This window comes from Geminicoccus harenae (genome assembly GCF_019800005.1).
GTDB classification, from domain to species: domain Bacteria; phylum Pseudomonadota; class Alphaproteobacteria; order Geminicoccales; family Geminicoccaceae; genus Geminicoccus; species Geminicoccus harenae.
Window position 1 is genome coordinate 102,509 of the sequence record NZ_JABGCL010000018.1, and the last position, 18,220, is coordinate 120,728.

General features: G+C 68.4%; 17 protein-coding genes. 7 read left to right on the top strand and 10 right to left on the bottom strand.

Annotated elements, in window-relative coordinates; genetic code table 11:
- Nucleotides 1-112 precede the first annotated feature (112 nt).
- The 4 genes from pheT to rpmI form a co-directional block, all read right to left on the bottom strand.
- Complete coding sequence (gene pheT / locus HLA95_RS17350) at nt 113-2,512, bottom strand: phenylalanine--tRNA ligase subunit beta (RefSeq protein WP_222183983.1); 2,400 nt, start codon at nt 2,510-2,512, stop codon at nt 113-115.
- Nucleotides 2,509-3,588, bottom strand: coding sequence for a phenylalanine--tRNA ligase subunit alpha (gene pheS, locus HLA95_RS17355; protein ID WP_191057954.1), 1,080 nt, complete (start codon nt 3,586-3,588; stop codon nt 2,509-2,511). The genes pheT and pheS overlap by 4 nt, the downstream gene beginning before the upstream one ends.
- A gap of 136 nt (nt 3,589-3,724) precedes the next feature.
- Nucleotides 3,725-4,084, bottom strand: a complete 360-nt coding sequence (rplT, locus tag HLA95_RS17360) for a 50S ribosomal protein L20 (RefSeq protein WP_191057953.1) — start codon at nt 4,082-4,084, stop codon at nt 3,725-3,727.
- 28 nt (nt 4,085-4,112) lie between these two features.
- Nucleotides 4,113-4,313: a 50S ribosomal protein L35 gene (gene rpmI, locus HLA95_RS17365; protein ID WP_159713187.1), complete on the bottom strand. Its 201-nt coding sequence runs from the start codon at nt 4,311-4,313 to the stop codon at nt 4,113-4,115.
- Between the two features lie 188 nt (nt 4,314-4,501).
- Here rpmI and HLA95_RS17370 point away from each other — a divergent pair, with 188 nt between their 5' ends.
- Nucleotides 4,502-4,924, top strand: a complete 423-nt coding sequence (locus HLA95_RS17370) for a group III truncated hemoglobin (RefSeq protein WP_222183986.1) — start codon at nt 4,502-4,504, stop codon at nt 4,922-4,924.
- 25 nt (nt 4,925-4,949) lie between these two features.
- Here HLA95_RS17370 and pgmG read toward each other — a convergent pair whose 3' ends face one another.
- From pgmG to galU, 3 genes are read right to left on the bottom strand one after another with little or no spacing between them, the layout of a single operon-like run.
- Nucleotides 4,950-6,332, bottom strand: a complete 1,383-nt coding sequence (gene pgmG, locus HLA95_RS17375; RefSeq protein WP_191057951.1) for a phosphoglucomutase/phosphomannomutase PgmG — start codon at nt 6,330-6,332, stop codon at nt 4,950-4,952.
- A 49-nt stretch (nt 6,333-6,381) separates the two neighbouring features.
- Nucleotides 6,382-7,701: a UDP-glucose dehydrogenase family protein gene (locus tag HLA95_RS17380; RefSeq protein ID WP_191057950.1), complete on the bottom strand. Its 1,320-nt coding sequence runs from the start codon at nt 7,699-7,701 to the stop codon at nt 6,382-6,384.
- A gap of 48 nt (nt 7,702-7,749) precedes the next feature.
- Entirely contained in the window at nt 7,750-8,616 is an 867-nt protein-coding gene (gene galU / locus HLA95_RS17385; RefSeq protein WP_191057949.1) for a UTP--glucose-1-phosphate uridylyltransferase GalU, read from the bottom strand.
- Nucleotides 8,617-8,874: 258 nt separating this feature from the next.
- On the opposite strand from galU, the gene HLA95_RS17390 reads away from it, so the two are divergent.
- Complete coding sequence (locus tag HLA95_RS17390) at nt 8,875-9,165, top strand: cupin domain-containing protein (RefSeq protein ID WP_223861360.1); 291 nt, start codon at nt 8,875-8,877, stop codon at nt 9,163-9,165.
- Nucleotides 9,166-9,206: 41 nt separating this feature from the next.
- On the opposite strand, the gene HLA95_RS17395 is transcribed toward HLA95_RS17390, so the two are convergent.
- Nucleotides 9,207-10,703 carry a CoA-acylating methylmalonate-semialdehyde dehydrogenase gene (locus HLA95_RS17395; protein ID WP_191057947.1) on the bottom strand — a complete coding sequence of 499 codons (1,497 nt, stop codon included), beginning with the start codon at nt 10,701-10,703 and terminating at the stop codon, nt 9,207-9,209.
- A gap of 189 nt (nt 10,704-10,892) precedes the next feature.
- On the opposite strand from HLA95_RS17395, the gene HLA95_RS17400 reads away from it, so the two are divergent.
- Nucleotides 10,893-11,285 carry a GFA family protein gene (locus tag HLA95_RS17400; protein ID WP_191057946.1) on the top strand — a complete coding sequence of 131 codons (393 nt, stop codon included), beginning with the start codon at nt 10,893-10,895 and terminating at the stop codon, nt 11,283-11,285.
- Between the two features lie 41 nt (nt 11,286-11,326).
- Here the strand turns inward: HLA95_RS17400 and HLA95_RS17405 are convergent, their stop codons facing one another.
- Complete coding sequence (locus tag HLA95_RS17405; protein ID WP_191057945.1) at nt 11,327-12,433, bottom strand: calcium-binding protein; 1,107 nt, start codon at nt 12,431-12,433, stop codon at nt 11,327-11,329.
- Between the two features lie 313 nt (nt 12,434-12,746).
- Entirely contained in the window at nt 12,747-15,380 is a 2,634-nt protein-coding gene (pepN, locus tag HLA95_RS17410) for an aminopeptidase N (RefSeq protein WP_191057944.1), read from the bottom strand.
- Between the two features lie 87 nt (nt 15,381-15,467).
- Between pepN and HLA95_RS17415 the strand changes: the two genes are divergently transcribed.
- From HLA95_RS17415 to HLA95_RS17430, 4 genes are all read left to right on the top strand, one after another.
- On the top strand, nt 15,468-16,400 hold the full coding sequence (locus tag HLA95_RS17415; protein WP_223861359.1) for an NAD(P)-dependent oxidoreductase: 933 nt from the start codon (nt 15,468-15,470) through the stop codon (nt 16,398-16,400).
- A 145-nt stretch (nt 16,401-16,545) separates the two neighbouring features.
- Nucleotides 16,546-16,875 carry a heat shock protein HspQ gene (hspQ, locus tag HLA95_RS17420; RefSeq protein ID WP_191057942.1) on the top strand — a complete coding sequence of 110 codons (330 nt, stop codon included), beginning with the start codon at nt 16,546-16,548 and terminating at the stop codon, nt 16,873-16,875.
- A 100-nt stretch (nt 16,876-16,975) separates the two neighbouring features.
- A complete protein-coding gene (fsa, locus tag HLA95_RS17425) occupies nt 16,976-17,632 on the top strand; it encodes a fructose-6-phosphate aldolase (RefSeq protein WP_191057941.1) in 657 nt (218 codons plus the stop codon).
- An 11-nt stretch (nt 17,633-17,643) separates the two neighbouring features.
- A complete protein-coding gene (locus tag HLA95_RS17430) occupies nt 17,644-18,060 on the top strand; it encodes a hypothetical protein (RefSeq protein ID WP_222183988.1) in 417 nt (138 codons plus the stop codon).
- Nucleotides 18,061-18,220 lie beyond the last annotated feature (160 nt).

Sequence of the window (18,220 nt, forward strand, 5' to 3'; positions counted from 1 at the left end):
CCGGCCCTGCCGGCAGACAAACCGGTCGCGGCCGGGCAGGCAAGCCCGAAGCGGCGAGAACGACCGCGCGAACGGACGCGCCGGGCTGCCGGCGCGTCCTCGAGCCCCGGCCTCAGCCGCGCAGGCTTGCGCCGGTCGCCTTGGTCACGCTCGCCACGATCCGCTGCGAGGCGGTCTCGATCGCCTGCTCGGTGAGCGTGCGGTCGTGTGCCTGGAGGCGCACGGCCACCGCCACCGACTTCTTGCCCGGCTCCACGCCCTGGCCGCGGTAGACGTCGAACACCGACACCTCGCGGACCAGCTGCTTCTCCGCCTGGCGGATCGCCTTGAGGATGGCGTCCACGGTCACGCCTTCCTCGACCAGGAAGGCGAAGTCACGCTCCACCGCCGGGAAGGGCGATGCCTGCAAGGCACCCTTGCCGCGCCCGGCCCTGGCTCGCGGCTTGGGCAGGCTGTCCAGGTCGAACTCGAACGCCATCACCGGCAGCTCGATGCCGAGTTCGGCCAGCACCGCCGGATGGATCTCGCCGAAGGAAGCCAGCACCTGCGGGCCCAGCCGCACCCGGCCGGAGCGGCCAGGGTGGAACCAGTCCGGCGCGTCGGTGCTGATCTGCGCGGTGTCGATCTTGGCACCGGCCGCCGTCAGCAGGGCCAGCACGTCGGCCTTGATGTCGAACACGTCGACGTTGCGCACCGGTTCCAGCCAGTTGCGCTGGCGCAGCTCACCGAAGCGCAGCCCGGCGCAGTTCCAGGCCTGCCGGCCGGGCTCGGCCGCGATGAAGCGGGGCCCGACCTCGAACAGGCCGCCGCCACGGAAGCCCCGGTCGACATTGCGCCGGACCGCCGCCAGCAGGTTCGGCAGGATCGAGGGCCGCAAGGCCGAGAGGTCGGCATGGATCGGGTTCTGCAGCCGGATCGGCTGGGCCGCGCCAAAGCGCACCGCCAGCCCTTCCGGCATGAACGACCAGGTCACCGCCTCCATCAGCCCGCGCGCGGCCGCCAGGCGGCGCACGTCGGAGCGGCGCCGCTGCTCGGGCGTGAGCACCTGGGCGGACACGGCCGCCATGCGCGGCACCGAGACCGGCGGGATGTGGTCGTAGCCATGCAGGCGGGCCACCTCCTCGACGATGCAGGCCTCGGTCGAGACGTCGTGCCGCCAGGACGGGATCGTGATCTCGTAGAGGTCGGGGCCGCCATCGACGCCGAAGCCCAACGCCTCCAGCCCCGCCTCCATCTCCTCGCGCTCGACCGTGATCCCGGCCAGCCGCTCGATCTGGGCGGTGTGGAAGGTGAGCCGGCCGCGCGTTTCGGGCACCTTACCGGCGATCTCCACCGGCCCGGCCCGCCCGCCGCACAGCTCCAGGATCAGCCGGGTTGCGAACTCGGTGCCCGGCAGCACCAGCTCCGGATCGATGCCGCGCTCGAAGCGGGCGCGCGCGTCGCTGTCGATGCCGAGGCGCCGCCCGGTCTCGGCGGTGCGCAGCGGGTCGAACAGCGCCACCTCCAGCACCACGTCGGTGGTGCCCTCGTCGCAGCTCGTGGATTCCCCGCCGACCACGCCTGCCAGGCTCACCACGCCGCTGTCGTCGCAGATCACCGTCATGCCGGCGCTGAGCGTATGGGTGCGGCCGTCCAGCCCGGCCAGGGTCTCCCCGCCCTGGGCCTCGCGCAGCACCAGGTCGCCCTGCAGCTTGTTCCGGTCGAACACGTGCAGCGGGCGGCTGAGGTCGAAGGTCAGGTAGTTGGTGATGTCCACCAGCGCCGAGATCGGCCGGAGCCCGATCGCGGTGAGCCGGCGCTGCAGCCAGTCGGGGCTGGGCCCGTTGCGCACGCCCTTGATGGTGCGGGTCACGAACAGGGGGCAGGCCCCTTCGTTGCCTGGGGCAAACGCCAGGCGGGTGCGGGTCACCGCGTCGGTACCGGGCGCCACCGGGCTGAAGTCGCGCGACTTCAGCCGGCCGACGCCAGCTGCCGCCAGGTCGCGGGCGATGCCGTTGACGCCGAAGCAGTCGGCGCGCTCAGGGGTGACCTTCAGCTCGATGACCGGCCCCTCGATGCCGAGTGCGGCCACGGCCGGTGTGCCGACCTCGGGCTCGCCGGCCAAGTCGATGATGCCCTCATGGTCCTCGCCCAGGCCCAACTCGCGCCAGGAGCACATCATGCCCTCGGACGGGACGCCGCGGATCTCGGCCTTGGTCAGGGTGACGCCGGTGGCCGGCACGACATGGCCGGGACGCGCCAGGATGCTGCGCAGGCCCTGGCGCACGTTCTGGGCGCCGCAGACCACGCTCAGCACGCCGTCCGCGGTCCGCACCTTCAGGGCGGAAAGCCGGTCCGCCTGCGGATGGCGCGCCACCTCGACGATCTCGGCCACCTGGAAGCCGGCCAGCGCGGCACCCGGATCGGTGATGCCCTCGACCTCGAGGCCCAGATCGGTGAGCTTCTTGGCGACCGACTCGACATCCGCCTTGGTGTCGAGATGCTCCTTCAGCCAGGGCAGCGTGAGCTTCATCGGGACAGGCCCCCAGCCAGGGTGGGAACATCGAGCGGCATGAAGCCGTAATGCTTCAGCCAGCGCAGGTCGGCCTCGAAGAAGGTGCGCAGGTCCGGAATGCCGTATTTCAGCATGGCGACCCGGTCGATCCCCATGCCGAACGCGAAGCCCTGCCACTCGTCGGGATCGAGATTGACCGCGCGCAGCACCTTGGGATGGACCATCCCGCAGCCCAGGATCTCCAGCCAGTCGCTGCCCTCGCCGACCACCAGCTCGCCCTGCGACCGCTTGCAGCCGATATCCATCTCGGCCGACGGCTCGGTGAACGGGAAGTAGGACGGCCGGAAGCGGACCGGGATCCGGTCGCTCTCGAAATAGCTGCGCACGAAGTCGATCAGGCAGCCCTTGAGGTGCCCCATATGGGTGCGCCGGTCGATCAGCAGCCCTTCCACCTGATGGAACATCGGGGTGTGGGTCATGTCGCTGTCGACCCGGTAGGTCCGGCCGGGCGCGATGATGCGGAACGGCGGCTTGCCCGCCAGCATGGTGCGGATCTGCACGGGGCTGGTATGGGTGCGCAGGAGGAGCGGCGCGCCGTTCTGCTCGGCTTCGAGATAGAACGTGTCGTGCATCTGCCGGGCGGGATGCTCCTTCGGCAGATTGAGCGCCTCGAAATTGTGGAAGTCGTCCTCGACGTCCGGCCCCTCGGCCACCGCGAAGCCCATGTCGGCGAAGATCGCGATGATCTCGTCGGTGACTTGGCTGACCGGGTGGATCCGCCCGACCTGCTCCTCGCGCGCCGGCAGGGTCACGTCGATCCGCTCGGCCTGGAGGCGGGCTTCCAGGGCTGCGGCCTGCAGCCCGGCCTTGCGTTCGCCGAGTGCGGCTTCGAGCCGGTCCTTCAGCTCGTTGATCCGCCGGCCGGCCTCCTTGCGGCTGTCCGGGTCCATGCCGCCCAGCTGCTTGAGCAGGCCGGTGACGGCGCCCTTCTTGCCCAGATAGGATACGCGCACCTCGTCCAGGGCGCGCAGGTCGGCGGCGGCATCGATGGCGGCCAGGGCCTGGTCGCGCAGACTTCCGACATCGAGGGTCATGATCGGTTCCGGGGCGTTGGTCCGGGAGGGAGAAATGCAAAAAGGGGCCGAGTGGCCCCTTCGCAGTCGCTCAATCGAAGCGATCGTCGGATCGGCCGACCGTGCCTTGAGCCCCGCGGCTGCGGGGCCGAGGCGGTCAGGCCGACAGCGCGCCCTTCGCCTGAGCGACGATGCCGGCAAACGCGGCCGCATCGTGCACGGCGATGTCGGAGAGCACCTTGCGGTCCAGCTCGACGCCCGCCAGCGACAGGCCGTGGATCAGGTTGCCGTAGGTCATGCCTTCCTGGCGCGCCGCGGCGTTGATCCGCTGGATCCACAGCGCACGGAAGTCGCGCTTCTTGTTGCGACGATCGCGGTAGGCGTACTGGAGCGCCTTCTCCATCGACTGCATCGCGGTGCGGATGCAGGTAGACCGCCGGCCGCGATGGCCCTTGACCTGGTCCAAGACCTTCTTGGTCCTGGCGTGGGAGGTGACCCCCCGGCTGACGCGCGCCATTTCAGCGAACTCCGAATCGAATAAAGGGTCAGGCGTACGGCATCATGATCTTGACGAGAGCGGCGTCGCCACGCTCGAGATAGTGGGCACCGCCGCGATGGCTGACCTTGGCCTTCTTGGGCTTTGCGGTGAGGCAGTGGCGATGATTCGCACCACCATGCTTGACCTTGCCAGAGGCAGTGAAGCTAAAGCGCTTCGCGGCACTCCGCTTGGTCTTCATCTTCGCCATGATCTGCTCCGGAGACGACAAAAGCCACGGCGGCGAAGACGCCACCGTCCGTGGCGGCGGGTGATAGCCGAGTTCGGGTGGGGATGCAACACGACTCGTGGGATCGCACGGGATCAGAGCCCGGTACCCGTGTAGCTGGCTGACCCTGCTACCCATATATCGTGTGATCACCGCAATGCATGAGCCAGATGACCTTAGGTACCATCCCCCGCCCCGGCATCGACGAGGAGCGCATCCACGCCCTGGTCCACGGCTTCTATGCCGCGGTGCGCGCCGACGACCTGATCGGCCCGGTGTTCCTGGGCCAGATCCAGCCGGAGCGCTGGCCGGTCCATCTGGACAAGATGTGCGCGTTCTGGTCGTCGGTGCTGTTGCGCACCAGCCGCTATGACGGCCGTCCGCTCCGGCCGCATCTGCTGATGCCCGAACTGTCGGACGCGCATTTCGGGCGCTGGCTGGCCCTGTTCCGCGCCACGGCCAGGCAGGTGTTCGAGCCGGACGTGGCCCCGGTCGTGATCAACTTTGCCGAGCGGATCGCCCAGAGCTTCCGCATGTCGATCGTCTTCCACCGCGGCGAGGACGCGGCGGGCCTGAAGCCCCTGCCCGCCTGAACGCCTCGCCCGGCCCGCGGCGTCCTCAGAACTCGGCCGGAGCCTCGACGCCCGAGCCGTCCAGTGCCGAGCGGATCGCACCCTTCAGCCGCTCCAGCCCGTCCTCCGAGCTGGCCTCGGCGCGGGCCACCAGCACCGCCTGGGTGTTGGAGGCGCGCAGCAGCCACCAGCCATCCTCGGTGTCGACCCGCACGCCGTCGATGTCGTTCACCTTGGCCCCCTGGCTCGCCAGCTTCGCCTTGACGTGCTGGATCGCCGGGAACTTGACCTCTTCCTCGCAGTCGAACCGGATCTCGGGCGTGGCGATCACGTTGGGCATCGCGTCGCGCCAGTCCTTCAGCGTCCGGCCGCTGCGCGACAGGATGTCCAGGAGGCGCACGGCGACATAGAGCGCGTCGTCATGGCCGTAGAACTTGTGCTTGTAGAAGATGTGGCCGCTCATCTCGCCGGACAGCGGCGCCTCCTCCTCGATCATCTTGTCCTTGATGAGCGAGTGGCCGGTCTTCCACATGATCGGCCGGCCGCCCAGCCGCGTGATTTCGTCGAACAGGCCCTTGGACGACTTGATGTCGGCGATCACCGCGGCACCCGGCATCTCCGGCAGGATGTCGGCTGCCAGGATCTGCAGGATCTGGTCGCCCCAGACGATCCGGCCGGTAGAATCGACCACGCCGATCCGGTCGCCGTCCCCGTCGAAGCCGATGCCGATCTCGGCACCCGACGAGCGCACCCGCTCGATCAGCGTCACCAGGTTCTCCGGGACGGTCGGGTCGGGATGGTGGTTGGGGAAGCGGCCGTCCACCTCGGCGAACAGGCACTCATGCGTGCCCGGCAGCTTCGCCACCAGCGCGGTCATGGCCGGGCCGGCAGCGCCGTTGCCGGCGTCCCAGACCGCATGGACCGGCCGGGTGCCCTGGTAGTCCTTGGCGAGCCTTGCGACATAGTCGTCGAAGACCGAGACCTCCTCGACCCTGCCCTTGCCGGTCTCGAAGTCGCCGGCCGCGATCAGCCGGCCGAGCTCGCGGATGCCCTCGCCGAAGAACGAGTGCTTGGCGAGCATCATCTTGAAGCCGTTATGGGTCGGCGGATTGTGCGACCCGGTGATCTGCAGCCCGCCATCGGTATCGAGATGATGCACGGCGAAGTAGAGCATCGGGGTCGGCCCCAGCCCCACCGCGGCCACGTCGACGCCGGCCGAGGTGATGCCGCGGATCACGGCCGCCACCAGGTCCGGCGAGCTCAGCCGGCCGTCATAGCCCACCGCCACGCGCTGGCCGCCATTGCGGCGCACCACGGTCCCGAACGCCCGGCCGATCGCCAGCGCATCGTCGGCGAACAGGGTCTCGCCGACGATGCCGCGAATGTCGTACTCGCGCAGGATGGATGGGTGCAGCTTGTGACCGGCCATGAAGGGCTCCTGAAAGGCTCCGAGAGGGCGTTGAAGGCTGGGCGCGGCTCTAGGCCGCGCCGACGCTCGGCCGTCCGATGCTGACATAGCTGAAGCCGCGCTGGGCGACCTCGGCGGGGTTGAAGATGTTGCGCAGGTCGATGATGCGCGGCGCGTTCACCAGCTCGCGCACCCGGTCCAGGTCCAGGCCGCGGAACTCGTTCCACTCGGTGAGCACCACGATCGCATCCGCCCCGGTCACCGCGTCATAGGGGTCCTGCGCCCAGACCACCTCGGGCAGGAGCTTCTCCGCCTCCTTCTTGCCCTCCGGGTCATAGGCGCGGATCTCCGCCCCCTCGCCCTTCAGCGACGGCAGCACCACCAGCGACGGCGCGTCGCGCATGTCGTCGGTGTTCGGCTTGAAGGTCACGCCCAGCACCGCGATGGTCTTGCCGGCCACCGAGCCGCCCATGGCGTCGGTGATCTTGCGCACCATCTTGCGCTTGCGCATCTCGTTGACCGCGATCGTGCTCTCGACGATGCGCAGGTCCACCCCGTTCTGCTCGGCGGTGCGCACGAGCGCCAGCGTGTCCTTGGGGAAGCACGAGCCGCCATAGCCCGGGCCGGCATGGAGGAACTTGCGGCCGATCCGGCCGTCCAGCCCCATGCCGCGCGCCACCTCGTTCACGTCCGCACCCACCCGCTCGCACAGGTCGGCCATCTCGTTGATGAAGGTGATCTTGGTCGCGAGGAAGCTGTTGGTCGCGTACTTGATCAGCTCGGAGGTCTCGAGGCTGGTGAACAGGATCGGCACCTCGATCGTGTTGAGCGGCCGGTAGCAGCCGATCATCGCCTCGCGCGCCAGCTCGCTGTCCACGCCGCACACCACCCGGTCCGGGCGCATGAAGTCCTCGATCGCCGAGCCCTCGCGCAGGAACTCGGGATTGGACGCGATCTCGACCTGCAGGTCCGGGCGGACCTTGCGGAACAGTTCCTTGAGCTTGCGGCCGGTACCCACCGGCACGGTCGACTTGGTCACCACCACGGTCGGCGCCTTGAGCGCCTTGGCGATCGCCTCGCCCGCGGCGAACACGTAGGTGAGGTCGGCATGGCCATCACCGCGGCGGGTCGGCGTGCCCACCGCGATGAAGATCGCCTCCTTGTCCTGCACGCCCTCTTCCAGGGAGGTCGTGAAGGTCAGCCGCCCCGCCTTGACGTTCTTCTCGACCAGCGCGTCCAGCCCCGGCTCATAGATCGGGATGCCGCCCGCCTCCAGCATCGCGATCTTCTTCGGATCCACGTCGATGCAGGTCACGTCATGGCCGAACTCGGCAAAGCATGCACCGGACACCAGGCCGACATAGCCCACGCCGATCATCGCAATGCGCATGCACGTCTCCAGAAAAACAAGGGCGGTTCGCAGGTCGAGGAAGGAGGCTCAGCGGTAGCGGGACAGGATCTCGCGCACGCCGTCGGCCAGATCGGGCCGCCGCAATGCCGCGGCGACCACGGCCTCGACGTAGCCGAGTTTGTCGCCACAGTCATACCGGCCGCCGCGATATACCGCAGCGTGGAAGGGCGAATTTCCGATCAGCTTCTGCATGGCGTCGGTGAGCTGGATCTCGTTGCCGGCCCCGCGCTCGCCTTTGGCCAGATGGTCGAAGACCTGCGGCACGAGGATGTAGCGGCCGATGATCGAGAGCCGGGACGGCGCGTCCTCGGGCTTGGGCTTCTCGATCATGCCAGTGACCTCGATCAGCTCGCCGTCTTCCTTGCCGGTGGCGATGATGCCGTAGCGGCTGGTCTGCTCGGCCGGCACCTCGACCACCGAGATCAGATTGCCCTGGGTCTTCTCGAACAGGCGGCACAGGTCGACCAGCGGCGGCGGGTCGTTCAGAAGGAGCTCGTCCACCAGCAGCACGGCGAAGGCCTCGTCACCCACCACGTGCCGGGCACACCACACCGCATGGCCCAGGCCCAACGGCTGCTGCTGGCGGGTATAGATCACCTCGCCGGCGGCCGGCACGGCCGCCTCCAGCTCCTCGAGCTGCGCGGTTTTCTCCTTGCGCTGCAGCGTGTCGAACAGCTCGTAGGCGCGGTCGAAATGGTCCTCGATCAGGACCTTGCCGCGCCCGGTGACGAACACGAAGCGCTCGACGCCGGCAGCGGCCGCCTCCTCGAAGGCGTACTGGATGACCGGCTTGTCGACGACCGGGAGCATTTCCTTGGGCAGGACCTTGGTGGCGGGCAGCATGCGGGTGCCCTGGCCGGCCACAGGAAAAACCGCGGTGCGGATGCGTGTCATCTATCCTCGCTCGCCCTGCACAGGCGCTTCAGATCTTCCTCCAGCTCCGGGACGGGAATCCCGGAACCCGCGCCGCCCCACATAGCGGCGGCCCGACTGCGGCTTCAATAACGCGGATCGGGCCATTGCACAGGGACAAGCATCCGGTGCATGTGGCCCATGCGCCGGCCTGCGTCACCATGGACAGGCCGCGTGGGACAGTCTTCGGGGAAATTCATGTCAAGTCTTCAGTCGCTCCGTCTCGACCCGTCCTTGCCCATGCCGGAATCCGGTTCTGTCGGGCAGGAGGCTCACGGCTCCAGCGACCGCCGTTTCTTGACCGGCACCTGGTGCCATGCCGGCGGCAAGCTGGACGCCACCCAGCGCTATGACGAGGTCTGCGTGATCCTGGCCAGGCGGGTGCGGCTGACCAACGAGGCCGGCGAAGCCAGGGAGTACACGGTCGGCGACAGCTTCGTGATTCCCAAGGGCTTCAAGGGCACCTGGGAGACGCTGGAGCCGGTGCGCAAGCACTATGTCATCTACGACGTGGACCTGGTCCGCTCCTGATCCGGTCGGGAGGGGTGCTGTGCCCCTCCCTTCGCCCATCGTCAGCGCATCGTAGGCATGATGAATTCAGCACCGGCGCGGATGCCGGTCGGCCAGCGCGTGGTGGTGGCCTTGACCCTGGTATAGAACCGCACGCCTTCGGGCCCGTAGGCATGGTGGTCGCCGAACAAAGAGCGCTTCCAGCCGCCGAAGCTGTGGAAGGCCAGCGGCACCGGGATCGGCACGTTCACCCCAACCATGCCGACATTCACGTTGTTGACGAAGGTGCGGGCGGCATCGCCGTCACGGGTGAAGATCGCCGTGCCGTTGCCGAACTCGTGCTCGTTGATGATCTTCAGCGCGCTGTCGAAGTCGGGCTGGCGGACCACGGACAGGACCGGGCCGAAGATCTCTTCCTTATAGATCCGCATGTCGGTGGTCACCCGGTCGAACAGGCAGCCGCCGATGAAGAAGCCGTTCTCGTAGCCCTGCATCTTGAAGTCACGGCCATCGACCACGAGTTCCGCACCTTCCTGCAGGCCCAGGTCGACATAGCCGCGCACCTTGTCCAGGTGCTCCTTGGTGACCAGCGGCCCCATCTCGGCACCTGCCTGCGTGCCGGGGCCGATATCCAGCTGCCGCACCTTGGGCGCCAGCTTCTCGATCAGCATGTCGGCGGTCTTCTCGCCCACCGGGACCGCCACCGAGACCGCCATGCAGCGCTCGCCGGCCGAGCCGTAGCCCGCCCCCATCAGCGCGTCGACCGCCTGGTCCATGTCGGCGTCCGGCATGATGATCATGTGGTTCTTGGCACCGCCCAGCGCCTGGACGCGCTTGCCGTTGGCCGTACCCGTCTTGAACACGTATTCGGCGATCGGCGTGGAGCCCACGAAGCTCACCGCCGCCACGTCCGGGTGCGAGAGCAGCCGGTCGACCACCACCTTGTCGCCGTTGACGACGTTCCACACGCCCTCGGGCAGGCCCGCCTCCAGCGCCAGCTCGGCCAGGTGCAGGGCGGCGGACGGCACCTTCTCCGAGGGCTTGTGGATGAAGACATTGCCCGTGGCGATCGCCACCGGCGCCATCCAGAGCGGCACCATGGCCGGGAAGTTGAACGGCGTGATGCCGGCGCACACGCCGAGCGGATAGCGGACGGAGGTGATGTCGACGCCGGTGGCGACCTGGACGCTGATCTCGCCCTTCAGCAGCTGCGGGATGCCACAGGCGAACTCGACGACCTCCAGGCCGCGGGTGACCGAGCCCTTGGCGTCCTCGACCGTCTTGCCGTGCTCGGCGCTGACCAGGCGGGCCAGCTTCTCCATGTCGCGCTCGATCAGTTCCTTGAGGCGGAACATGACCCGGGCGCGCCGCGTGACCGGGGTGGTCGACCAGCCCTGGAACGCGGCCTTGGCATTGGCCACCGCCTGGTCGACCTCGGCCTCGGCGGCGAACGCGACCCTGCTCGTCACCTCGCCCACGGCCGGGTCGAAGACGTTGCCGAACCGCCCGGAAGTGCCGGCGACCCGCTTGCCGCCGATCAGGTGCCCGATCTCGTTCATCGCCAGTTTCCTCTTCCTCCGGACGCCGGCATCTGCCTGCCGCTGCCGCCCGGGCGCTCAGGCCCGCCGGCGGCCCTCCTGTAGCCGATCCGGCCGATCGGTGCGAGCCGCAAGCGCCCGGCGGGATTTGCCAACAAGGCACGGCCCGCGCTAGGCAACTCGCCCCCATGTTCCGCGAGGAGAAGCAGCATGGAGCAATTCACGGGCGGCTGCCTGTGCGGCAGCGTCAGGTTGGTGGCATCCGGGCGTCCCTACCGGGTCGGCATCTGCCACTGCCTCGACTGCCGCAAGCACCACGGCGCCCTGTTCAACGCGTCCGCGGTATTCCCGGCAGACGCGGTGACGATCGAGGGCGAGACTCGCGACTATGCCGGGCGGTTCTTCTGTCCCCGCTGCGGCTCCACCGTGTTCGGGCGCACCGGCGACGAGGTCGAGGTGAACCTGGGCTCCCTGGATGCCCCCGACCAGCTGACGCCGACCTATGAAAGCTGGATCATCCGCCGCGAGGCCTGGCTGCCGCCCTTCCCGCTCACGCGGCGCTACGAGCGGGATCGCGACGCCTCGACCCGCTACGAGGAGTAGGCGGCCGGCCGGGCTTGCCAGCTTCACGACGTCAGGCGGGGTCAGCCGGATGCAGCGAACTCGATGTCGGTGATGCGCACGCCGGTCGCGCCGAACAGGGTCAGCGTGGACGGGCTCCAGTGGAAGGGGTCCCCTTCGTTGGTGCCGTCGAGCAGGTTGCTCGTCTGGAGCACGGTCGAGGCCTTCGTCTCGTTGCCATGGCGGACATCCACGATGGCGACGAAGCGGTCGTCATCGTCGAGGATGCCGTTGCCGTTCGTGTCCAGGTCAGCGCGGTCGAGATGCCAGACGGGAAGCGGGTCGTCCTCCCAGAACTGTTCATGGCTGACCGTGATGCGGATACGGTCGGTGCCGGGCTCGAAGTCGGTGATCAGATCGTGGCCGGCCGAGGAGTCGTCGAAGCTGTCGGGGTCATAGTCGAACCCGTGCCAGAACAGGTCGCGGCCGCTGCCGCCCGTGATCTCGTCGGCACCACTATAGCCATCGATGGAGTCATCGCCGGTCCCGCCGGTCAGCTGGTCGGGTGCCAGGCCGCCCAGGATGGCGTCATTGCCCGGCCCGCCATCCGCCACATTGATGTCGCTGTCGACTTCCACGAAGTCGCTGCCGGCAGTTCCCGCCACCAGCAGGTCGTTGCCGGCTCCGCCCGACAAGCGGTCGCCTTCCTCGTTGCCGAGCAGCACGTCGTCGCCAGCACCGCCCCGCAGGATGTCCCAGCCCATCTGGCCGTCCAGCCAGTCATTGCCGTTCCCGCCCAGGACGGTGTCGTCGCCGTTGCCTGCCTCGACCAGGTCATCGCCGGCGTCGCCATGGATCAGGTCGGCGCCCTCGCCGCCCTCCAGGGCATCGCTGCCGCTCCCGCCGCGCAGCAGATCGGCCCCGTCGTCGCCTGCGAGCCGGTCGTTCCCGGCGCCGCCGACGAGCCGGTCGTGGCCGCTGCCACCCCATAGCCAGTCGTCGCCGCCCTGCCCGTCGATACGGTCGCGTCCGCCAGCGCCCCAGATGCGGTCGCCACCGCCGCCTCCCAGGAGATGATCGTTCCCAGCCTTCCCGGTGATGCGGTCATTGCCCGCAAGCCCCCGGATGATGTCGGCGGCCGAGGTGCCAATCAGCACGTCCGCCCGCACAGTCCCGGAAATATCGGCCATGCTCCATCCTCCCCACCCGAGGCAGGTGCCGCAATGATAGCCAGGATCTGTAAGTGTAGCAGATACTCGATTTGTTGCTACATGATTGTCGAGAGGGGAATGCACGACGGTCTCGTAATCATCCCCATGCTCCACCGCACAACTTCAGCCGGCTGCAACTTGCAGGGTCCGCCAGCAATGGGTGGGCAGTCGCAGGCGACCATGACAGGCTGCTGTTCGCGGCGTGCGGGCCGGGCTCAGTGCCGGACGGCCCGGCGCCGTCCGGCCTTGCGACGACCCCGGGTGATCCGATGATGCCGGCCCAGAACTGCCCTCACTCCAGGCTCTTGCTGGCGATCTCGTAGCAGTCGCGGGACAGGTTCGGCCGGGCCAGGGCGCGTTCCAGCTCGGCGCGCATCAGCGCCTGGCGTGCCGGGTCGTAGGGCTTGAACCGGCCGAGCGGGCGCATCAGCCGGGAGGCGACCTGCGGGTTGCGCGGGTCCAGCTCCAGGATCCGGTCCATCACGAAGCGGTAGCCGGCACCGTCGGCCCGGTGGAAGCCGGCCGGGTTGTTGGCGAACACGCCGACCAGGGAATAGACCCGGTTCGGGTTGCCCAGCGTGAAGGCCGGGTGGTGGCGCAGCCGCTCGACCTTGGCCAGCACCGCCTCGTCATCGACCGAGGCCTGCAGGGCGAACCACTTGTTGACCACCAGCGGCTCGGACTGCCAGCGGGCATAGAAGCTGGCGAGCGCGTTGGTGGCAAAACCGTCGCCGCTCTCCAGGAGTGCCCGCAGGGCGGCAAAGCCGTCGGTCATGTTGTCGGCCTGCTCGAACTGCCGCCTGGCCCGCGCCACGGCTTCCGCGTCCGCCGCCTGCACCGACCAGTACAGGGCCTGGTTCTTGATGGCCCGCCGCCCCGCCGATGCCGTGTCGTTGCTGAACGGCCTGCCATCGGCGAAGCGCTCGTAGGTTTCGGCCCATTCGCTGCGCAGCTCCCGGCTGAGGCTCTGCTGCAGGCTGCGCAGGGCGCCGCGGATGCCCTCGACGTCGATCTGCCGGCGCTGCTGGCCGACATAGGTGAAGGATGGGAGCTGCACGGCGCGGGCGGCGAAGGCCGGATCGGCCGGCGCATCGGCCAGCACCTTGCGGAACGCGTCCAGCAGGGCCGGCGAGGCTTCCGCCCGCCCCCCGGCATCGACGCCGCGCAGGAGCAGGCGCAGGGCCAGCTGCTGGCCGGCTTCCCAGCGGTTGAACGCATCCTCGTCCTGGCCCAGCAGCAGGGCCAGCTCGTCGTCCCCATAGTCCAGATGGAGGCGCACCGGGGCCGAGAAGTTGCGCAGCAGCGAGGGCACCGGCTCCGCGTCCAGCCCCTTGAACACGAAGCGCTGGCGGGCCTCCGTCAGCTCCAGCACCCGCTCCGTGCCCTTCGGCTCGTTCTCGCCTTCCAGCATGAGCGGCAGCGGCGCGCCGTCCCGCCCCAGCAGGCCCATGCGGATCGGGACATGGAGCGGCAGCTTGTCCGGCTGGCCATGCGTGGGCGGCGTGGACTGGGCGATGTCCAGGACCAGCGTGCCGGTACCGGGGTCGTAGCTGCGCTGCACGGTCAGTTCCGGCGTGCCGGCCTGGCTGTACCAGTGGCGGAACAGGCCCAGATCCTTGCCGGACGCATCCTCCATGGCCCGCACGAAGTCCTCGCAGGTCACCGCCTGGCCGTCATGGCGCTGGAAGTACAGGTCGATGCCGGCCCGGTACGCCTCCGGCCCGATCAGGGTGTGGATCATCCGGATGACCTCCGCCCCCTTCTCGTAGACCGTGCGCGTGTAGAAATTGTTGATCTCCACATAGGAGTCCGGCCGGATCGGGTGCGACATGGGCCCGGCATCCTCGGGGAACTGGCCTTCCCGCAGGAGCTGGACGTCGCCGATCCGCTTCACCGCGGCCGAATGCATGTCCGAGGTGAACTGCTGGTCGCGGAAGACGGTCAGGCCTTCCTTCAGGGTAAGCTGGAACCAGTCGCGGCAGGTGACCCGGTTGCCGGTCCAGTTGTGAAAATACTCATGCGCGACGATTCGCTCGACCTGCATGAAGTCGGCGTCGGTGGCGGTGTCGGCGCGTGCCAGCGTCGCCGAGGTGTTGAAGATGTTGAGGCCCTTGTTCTCCATCGCCCCCATGTTGAAGTGCGATACGGCGACGATCATGAACAGGTCGAGGTCGTATTCCAGGCCATAGACGTCCTCGTCCCACTTCATCGACTTCTTCAGCGATTCCATGGCGTGGCGGCACTGGTCGATCACCGCGTGCTCGGAATAGATCCGGAGATCGACATGGCGGCCCGATCTGGTGGTGAAGCTGTCCTGCAGCAGCGCCAGGTCGCCTGCCACCAGCGCGAACAGGTAGGAGGGCTTGGGGAACGGATCCTCCCAGACGGCGTAGTGTCGCCCGTCCGGGAGCTCCCCCGCCTCGACCGGGTTGCCGTTGGACAGCAGCACCGGACAGGTCCGGCGCTCGCCGGTGATCCGCACCCGATAGACGCTCATCACGTCCGGCCGGTCCTGGGAAAAAGCGATGCGCCGGAACCCTTGGGCCTCGCACTGGGTGCAGAAGATGCCGTTGCTGAGATAGAGGCCGGAGAGTGCCGTGTTGTGCTTGGGGTCGCAGCGCTGGGTGATCTCCAGGACGCAGCGCTCGGGCAGGCCCTTGACGATCAGCCCGCTGGGCGTCGGGACGATTCGCTCTTCCGCCAGTGGCGCGCCGTCCAGCCTGGCACCCAGGAAGGTCAGGGCCTCGCCGTCCAGCTCCAGGTCCGGCAAATCGCCGTCCTGCCCGTTGCGCTCCAGCGTCAGCCGGGAAACGACGACCGTGGCCTCGGGGTGGAGGTCGACATCCAGCTCGATCCGCCGGGTCCACCAGTCCGGCTCCTGGTAATCCTCGCGCCGGATGATGCTGCGGGTGCTGCCGTCGGCCATGATTCACTCTTCAACGGGTCGGGAGCCCGGAATGTGGCCGCCGGAAACCGATGCCGCAACGGGGTGCGCTATCGGGCGGATCATGGCATGGATCGCCGCGTACGCGCGGCCGGCGCCGGCGCAGCAACTCAGAGGGAGACGATCGCCATGGCCACCTACGCATTCCTTGGTCTGGGCGTGATGGGTGGCCCGATGGCCGGCCACCTGGCGAAGCAGGGGCACGACGTCACGGTCTGGAACCGGACCGCGGCCAAGGCCGAGGCCTGGGCGAAGGAGCATGGCGGCAAGGCGGCGCCCTCGGCGCGGGCGGCGGCGGAAGGTGCCGAGGCCGTGTTCATGTGCCTGGGCAACGACGACGACGTGCGCTCGGTGGTCTATGGCGAGGACGGCGCGCTGGCGGGTCTCAGCGACGGGGCACTCCTGGTCGACCACACCACTGCGTCGGCCGACCTCGCCCGCGAGCTGGACGAGGCCTGCCGCAAGGCCGGGCGCGGCTTCCTCGACGCCCCGGTCTCCGGCGGCCAGGCGGGTGCGGTCAACGGCGTGCTGACCATCATGGTGGGCGGCGAGACGGCGGCCTTCAGCAAGGCCGAGCCCGGCATGCAGGCCTATGGCCGCACCATCACCCATATGGGCCCGGCCGGGGCCGGCCAGCTCGCCAAGATGGTCAACCAGATCTGCATCGCCGGCCTGGTCCAGGCGCTGTCCGAGGCGGTCAACTTCGCGCAGAAGGCCGGGCTCGACACGGACAAGGTGCTGGCCACCATCAGCAAGGGGGCAGCACAGTCCTGGCAGATGGAGAACCGCTGGAAGACCATGGCGGAGAACAAGTTCGATTTCGGCTTCGCGGTCGACTGGATGCGCAAGGACCTGGGCATCTGCCTGGAGGAGGCCAAGCGCAATGGCGCACCCCTTCCCGTCACGGCACTGGTGGACCAGTTCTATCGCCAGGTGCAGATGAAGGGCGGCAACCGGTTCGACACCTCGTCGCTGATCGTCAATCTGCGCGATCCGGGCTGATTGATGCCGGTATGGTGAGCCAGCGGCACAGCCGCCTCTGGAACTGGCGGCTGAAGCTCACTAGTTTTGGCAGACCTCAATCTTGTGCAAAGGTCGGCCGCCCCAGCACCGCATCGCGGCGCACCGACCATTCGAGGAACAGCCCATGTCGGACCGACACGCCAAATACCGTATCGGCCAGGTGGTGAGACACAGGATCTTCCCGTTCCGCGGCGTCATCTTCGACGTGGATCCGGAGTTCGCCAACACCGAGGAATGGTACCAGTCGATCCCGGAGGACCTCCGCCCGCGCAAGGACCAGCCCTTCTACCACCTGTTCGCGGAGAATTCGGACAGCTACTATGTAGCCTACGTGTCCGAGGGCAATCTCCTGCCGGATTCGACCGACGAGCCGATCGAGCATCCGCAGGTCCGGCAGATGTTCGGCGAGCTGCAGGACGGCCTCTACCGGCATCGCGACCGGGTGACCCACTAGGGGCCGGTCGCGGTCGGCGGGCCTTGCCGGGGTTCGCACCCAGCCGGATTCACGGTACATTGGGAAGGCGGCCGTGCGGCCGCCTGTTGGAGCGCGTTTCATGAAGTTCTTCGTCGACACGGCCGAGATCAGCGAGATCCGGGAACTGGCCGCGACCGGCCTGCTGGATGGCGTGACCACCAATCCCTCCCTGGTCGCCAAGTCGGGCAAGCAGTTCCTCGACCTGATCGCGGAGATCTGCGACGTGGTGGACGGCCCGGTCAGCGCCGAGGTCGCCTCGACCGACGCCGAGACGATGCTCAAGGAGGGCGAGAAGCTCGCCAAGATCGCGCCCAATGTCTGCGTGAAGCTGCCGCTGACCAAGGACGGGCTGTTCGTCTGCAAGCGGCTGACCGGCCAGGGCATCAAGACCAACGTCACGCTCTGCTTCTCGCCGGCCCAGGCGATCCTGGCCGCCAAGGCGGGTGCGACCTTCGTCTCGCCCTTCGTGGGCCGGCTCGACGACATCGGCGCGGACGGCATGGGCCTGATCGCCGAGATCGTCGAGATCTACCAGAACTACGACTACTTCCAGACCGAGGTCCTGGTCGCCTCGGTGCGCGGCCCGGCGCACGTCGTATCTGCCGCCCGGCTCGGCGCGCATGTCGTGACCGCACCGGCCAGCGTCATCAAGAGCCTCCTGAATCACCCGCTCACCGACAAGGGCCTGGCCGCCTTCGTCGCCGACTGGAAGAAGACCGGCCAGTCGATCCTCTGAAAGCACCAGCGATGCTCGCGCGCGTCCTGACCGTCCTGCTCCTCGGCCTCGGCCTGCCGGCCGTGGCCATGGCCGGTCAGGGCGGGGGCGCGGACGCGATCCTGCGCGACCTGGGCCTGGCGGCGCCCGCCGAGATCGTCCGGGTCGCCACCTCGCGCCAGCCGGACGGGAGCATCGCCGTGATGCTGCAGCCGAACGGCCAGGCGAAGCTCGTGGCCGATCCCGGGATCACGGTGGTGCCGGTGGACGCGGGCGGGCTGCCGGTGGCGCCCCAGGTCGAGCTGGTCGACCGATCCCGGGAATATTTCGACCTGCCGCCCGTGCTGGAGGTGGCCCCCGGTGCCGCCAGCAGCCTGCGGGTCGAGTACGCCTATTGCGTGGTGGAGCGGCAATGCCTGTTCGGCGACGCTACTGTGCCGGTGCCATAAGCTTAATGTTCCTTCCTCTCCAGAGGAATGATGCATAGTCTTAGGTAGGGAACTCAACAACCTTCTGCAGGTTCATGGCTTTTGGTCGACTGATCAGGGACGCAGGCTGAGGAGGGTATGGCGGATGGCACATCTGTACTGGCTGTCGGACGCGGCCTGG

Coding starts and splice junctions, on each gene's coding strand:
- HLA95_RS17380 (WP_191057950.1), bottom strand. CDS start 7,701: ATGCGCATTGCGATGATCGGCGTGGGCTATGTCGGCCTGGTGTCCGGT.
- fsa (WP_191057941.1), top strand. CDS start 16,976: ATGAAGTTCTTCGTCGACACGGCCGAGATCAGCGAGATCCGGGAACTG.
- pheT (WP_222183983.1), bottom strand. CDS start 2,512: ATGAAGCTCACGCTGCCCTGGCTGAAGGAGCATCTCGACACCAAGGCG.
- HLA95_RS17405 (WP_191057945.1), bottom strand. CDS start 12,433: ATGGCCGATATTTCCGGGACTGTGCGGGCGGACGTGCTGATTGGCACC.
- HLA95_RS17395 (WP_191057947.1), bottom strand. CDS start 10,703: ATGAACGAGATCGGGCACCTGATCGGCGGCAAGCGGGTCGCCGGCACT.
- rplT (WP_191057953.1), bottom strand. CDS start 4,084: ATGGCGCGCGTCAGCCGGGGGGTCACCTCCCACGCCAGGACCAAGAAG.
- HLA95_RS17430 (WP_222183988.1), top strand. CDS start 17,644: ATGCTCGCGCGCGTCCTGACCGTCCTGCTCCTCGGCCTCGGCCTGCCG.
- HLA95_RS17415 (WP_223861359.1), top strand. CDS start 15,468: ATGGATCGCCGCGTACGCGCGGCCGGCGCCGGCGCAGCAACTCAGAGG.
- galU (WP_191057949.1), bottom strand. CDS start 8,616: ATGACACGCATCCGCACCGCGGTTTTTCCTGTGGCCGGCCAGGGCACC.
- hspQ (WP_191057942.1), top strand. CDS start 16,546: ATGTCGGACCGACACGCCAAATACCGTATCGGCCAGGTGGTGAGACAC.
- HLA95_RS17370 (WP_222183986.1), top strand. CDS start 4,502: ATGACCTTAGGTACCATCCCCCGCCCCGGCATCGACGAGGAGCGCATC.
- HLA95_RS17400 (WP_191057946.1), top strand. CDS start 10,893: ATGGAGCAATTCACGGGCGGCTGCCTGTGCGGCAGCGTCAGGTTGGTG.
- pheS (WP_191057954.1), bottom strand. CDS start 3,588: ATGACCCTCGATGTCGGAAGTCTGCGCGACCAGGCCCTGGCCGCCATC.
- rpmI (WP_159713187.1), bottom strand. CDS start 4,313: ATGGCGAAGATGAAGACCAAGCGGAGTGCCGCGAAGCGCTTTAGCTTC.
- pepN (WP_191057944.1), bottom strand. CDS start 15,380: ATGGCCGACGGCAGCACCCGCAGCATCATCCGGCGCGAGGATTACCAG.
- pgmG (WP_191057951.1), bottom strand. CDS start 6,332: ATGGCCGGTCACAAGCTGCACCCATCCATCCTGCGCGAGTACGACATT.
- HLA95_RS17390 (WP_223861360.1), top strand. CDS start 8,875: ATGCCGGAATCCGGTTCTGTCGGGCAGGAGGCTCACGGCTCCAGCGAC.